This window comes from Candidatus Dormiibacterota bacterium, from assembly GCA_036495095.1.
In the GTDB taxonomy this organism is placed as follows: Bacteria; Chloroflexota; Dormibacteria; order Aeolococcales; family Aeolococcaceae; genus CF-96.
In genome coordinates this window covers 1-3608 of sequence record DASXNK010000088.1, presented here as the reverse complement: position 1 = coordinate 3608, position 3608 = coordinate 1, and the positions used below count along the sequence as shown (strand labels likewise).

The window sequence follows — 3608 nt, the reverse complement described above, 5'->3', positions numbered from 1 at the left end:
GCGCTCTCCGGCGGCCGAATCTAACACCTGATCGGTTTACATCCTGATATCCCTCGTGTACTCTTCGACCAAGAGAGGTGGGATGGAACGACCCGGCGCTCCCCCGCCCCCACCCTCTCGAGGGCGGCAGTCTGAGGAGGTCGCGGCGTGTTGAGCGCTCCCATCCCATCCACCGTGGACACCCCGATCGGCGGGCGCGCCTGCCCGCAATGCTCCGCCTCCTGGGACGACGAGGTCACCCGGGCCGCCGGCTGGCTCGATGCCGGGTCGCAGCTCGAGGGCATCTGCGAGTGCGGTTCCTACCTGGTCTGGGAGCAGCGGCCCCGGGGCAGCTGGACGCTGGCCAGCTGGGTCCCGCCCACCCGCACCGCCTCCTCCTGACCGCCCGGCGCCCCGCTCTCGGCGCCGTGACGCAGGGTCACGCTGATCCGAGGCCCGGCGGACGCCACCTTGGGGATGGTGTGCTGCCACCGCCGCTGGCTGGTCCCGCCCATGACGACGAGGTCGCCGTGCTGGGGATCGAGGGTCAGCCTCGTCGCGCCGCCTCGGGGGCGGAGCAGGAACCGTCGGGGATGGCCGAGGGACAGGATCGCGACCAGCGGGTCGACCACGGTCCGGGCGATCCGGTCGCCGTGCCAGGCGACGCTGTCGCGTCCGTCGCGGTAGAGGTTGGCGCTGACCGAGTCGAAGGGCCGCCGGTACCGCTCCACGAGGGCACCGCGGATGTCCTCGAGGACGGGCGGCAGGGCGATCTCTCCGGGGCGGTGGGGCCAGCGCGCGATCAGCCGCGGGGTGGCGATGGTGCGGCCGTAGAGCTCCTGCTCGGTCTCCTCCCAGGGGGCCCGGTCGAGCAGCCACGCGAACATCTCGTCGGCGTGCGCCAGCCAGCCGGGGACGTGGTCGACCCACGCGGAGGCGTCGAGCTGGTGCCGCACCAGCCCGCGGAAGTCGTGATCCACTCGGGGCGCGCCGGACTCCTCGAAGAGCGACGCCTGCCACACCAGCCGGGGGTTCTCGGGCATGACCCGATCAGCGTACCCAGGGGCCGCCGCCGGTATTCCTGACGCGGACCCGGGCATAGACTGCTCCTCCGTGCCCGATCGCGAGCCGACCCTCACCCCCCGCACCGCCGGCGCCCCGGCGCGGCTGGCCGACGCCCACCGCTGGAAGGCCCTCGCCGAGGACAGCGCCCGCGGCTGGTTCGACCTGCGCGGCGAGGACCTCGGCGAGGTGCCGGTGCGCATCTTCATGACCCACCGGCTGCTCGAGGACCTGGAGGACAACGTCTACCGGCAGATCGTCAACGCCGCCCACTTCCCCGGGGTCCGGATGGTGTGCATCACCCCGGACGCGCACTACGGCTACGGGGTCCCGGTGGGCAGCGTGATCCTCACCGACGGCCCCATCGCCATGGGCCCGGTGGGCTACGACATCGGCTGCGGGATGGTGTCGGCACGCAGCGACGTGCCCGCGGCGGCGGCGACCCGCGACCGCTGCCTGCGGTTCAACCGCGAGGTGATCGAGCGCATCGGCATGGGCGCCGGCACCGCCGGCCGCACCGCCCGGCTGGCGGGCATCGACCGCGACGAGTTCCAGCGCATCATTCGCGGCGGCGCGGACTACTACGTCTCCCGGTACGGCGACCGTGTCGACCGCCAGCGCGCCGAGCGCCAGGTCATCCCCGTCGACGACGACTGGGACGTCCCCTGGCACATGGCGGGCACGCCCGAGCGCGGCATCATCCAGCTCGGCAGCCTCGGCGGCGGCAACCACTTCATCGAGCTGCAGCGCAACCAGGACGGCCTCCTCTTCGTCCAGGTGCACACCGGCAGCCGCGGCTTCGGGCACGGCATGGCCACCAACTACTTCCACATGGCCCGGGAGGAGCGGCCGGACGAGATCACCCACCTCGACCTCGGCTACTTCACCCCCGACAGCCCGCACCACCGCTCCTACCTCAACGCGGTGGCGGCCGGCGCCAACTACGCGATCGTCAACCGCCTGGCCATCTTCGAGGAGATCTCCGCCGCGTTCCGGCGGGTGTTCAAGGCCGACCTCGAGCTGGTCTACGAGATCTCGCACAACCTGGTGCAGCGGGAGTGGCACCCGGAGCTCGGCGACGTCTGGGTGCACCGCAAGGGCGCGACCCGCGCCCTCCCCGCCGGCCACCCGCAGCTCGCCGGCACCCCCTGGGAGGCGACCGGCCACCCGGTGCTCATCCCCGGGTCGAACAGGGACTGGTCGTACATCCTCCGCCCGCTGCCCGGCGCGGTCGAGAGCGGCTTCAGCGTCAACCACGGTGCCGGACGCCGGATGGCGCGGGGCCAGGCGATGCGCTCGCTCTCCCAGGAGGTGGTCGACGAGGAGTACCGGTCCGCCGGCGTGCTGGTGAACACCGACGGCCGGGTGCCCCTCGACGAGTCCAGCCACGTGTACAAGTCGAGCCGGGAGGTGGTGGAGGCGGTCACCGGCGCCGGCCTCGCCGAGATCGAGCACCAGCTCTGGCCGATCGCCTCGGTGAAGGCGATGGACACCAGGGGCCCGCGGCGCACCCGGGGCGTGCGCGACCTCTCCACCGGCCAGCGCCACCGGGGCCGGGGCCGGCGCCGGTGAGGTCGACGCGGTTCACCGAGCTGGTGGGATGCAGGCTGCCGCTCCAGCAGGCGCCGATGGGCGGGATCGCCGGCGGGCCGGAGCTCGCCACGGCCGTCGCCGGGGCCGGCGCTCACGGGATGGTCGCCGCCGCGACCCTCTCCTCCGTGACCCTCCCCGCCGTCCTCGACGCCATCCCGGCGGACCTCCGCGGGTCCTGCGGGGTGAACTTCCTCGTCCCCTTCGTCGACCGCGAGTGCGTCGCGCTCGCCGCCTCGCGGGTGGGCGTCGTCGACTTCTTCTACGGCGTCCCCGACCCCACCCTGGTCGGGCTGGTGCACGCCGGCGGCGCCCTGGCCGGCTGGCAGGTGGGGTCGGCACGGGAGGCACGGGCCGCCGCCGGCGCGGGTTGCGACCTGGTCGTCGCCCAGGGCGTCGAGGCGGGCGGCCACGTCCGCGGCGGTCTCGGCCTGCTGCCGCTGCTCGCCGAGGTGCTCGCCGCGGTCGACCTCCCGGTGGTGGCGTCGGGCGGCATCGCCACCGCTCGGGGTGTCGCCGCCGTCCTGGCCGCCGGCGCCGCCGGGGTGCGGGTGGGGACCCGCTTCATCGCCTCCCGGGAGGCGGATGCGCACCCCCGCTACGTCGAGGCGCTGCTCGCCGCGGGCGGCGACGACACCGTGCTCACCGAGGCGTTCTCCGCCGGCTGGCCGGATGCGCCCCACCGGGTGCTGCGCTCGTGCCTGGACGCGGCGGCTGCGCTCGAGGCCGAGGTGGCCGGGGAGGCGGTCCACGGCGGCGTCCACATGCCGGTGCCGCGCTGGGCCACCGCACCCCCGAGGCGTGCCACCTCCGGGCACATCCGGGCGATGGCGCTCTACGCGGGGCAGGGCGTCGGCGGCGTCCAGGCGGTGGCGCCCGCGGCGGAGATCGTCGCCGAGCTCACCGGCTGACCCGCCCGATCAGCCCGGCCGGCGGCCCCGGGCCAGGGCGTGGGCAGGGAGGTGTGATCGTTGCCA

3 protein-coding genes are annotated in these 3608 nt (G+C 74.5%); 2 read left to right on the top strand and 1 reads right to left on the bottom strand.

The features are described from left to right. Window positions 1-299 precede the first annotated feature (299 nt). Window positions 300-1022, bottom strand: coding sequence for an alpha-ketoglutarate-dependent dioxygenase AlkB (locus VGL20_09450; protein HEY2703902.1), 723 nt, complete (start codon window positions 1020-1022; stop codon window positions 300-302). A gap of 70 nt (window positions 1023-1092) precedes the next feature. On the opposite strand from VGL20_09450, the gene VGL20_09445 reads away from it, so the two are divergent. Beyond that, window positions 1093-2613 (top strand): RtcB family protein, encoded by a 1521-nt coding sequence (locus VGL20_09445; protein ID HEY2703901.1) that lies wholly within the window; start codon window positions 1093-1095, stop codon window positions 2611-2613. Then, on the top strand, window positions 2610-3542 hold the full coding sequence (locus tag VGL20_09440) for a nitronate monooxygenase (protein ID HEY2703900.1): 933 nt from the start codon (window positions 2610-2612) through the stop codon (window positions 3540-3542). The genes VGL20_09445 and VGL20_09440 overlap by 4 nt, the downstream gene beginning before the upstream one ends. Window positions 3543-3608: the final 66 nt, after the last annotated feature.

What these genes read in the sequence shown, in the direction of transcription:
- VGL20_09450 (HEY2703902.1), bottom strand. Translation starts at nt 1,022, where the DNA reads ATGCCCGAGAACCCCCGGCTGGTGTGGCAGGCGTCGCTCTTCGAGGAG.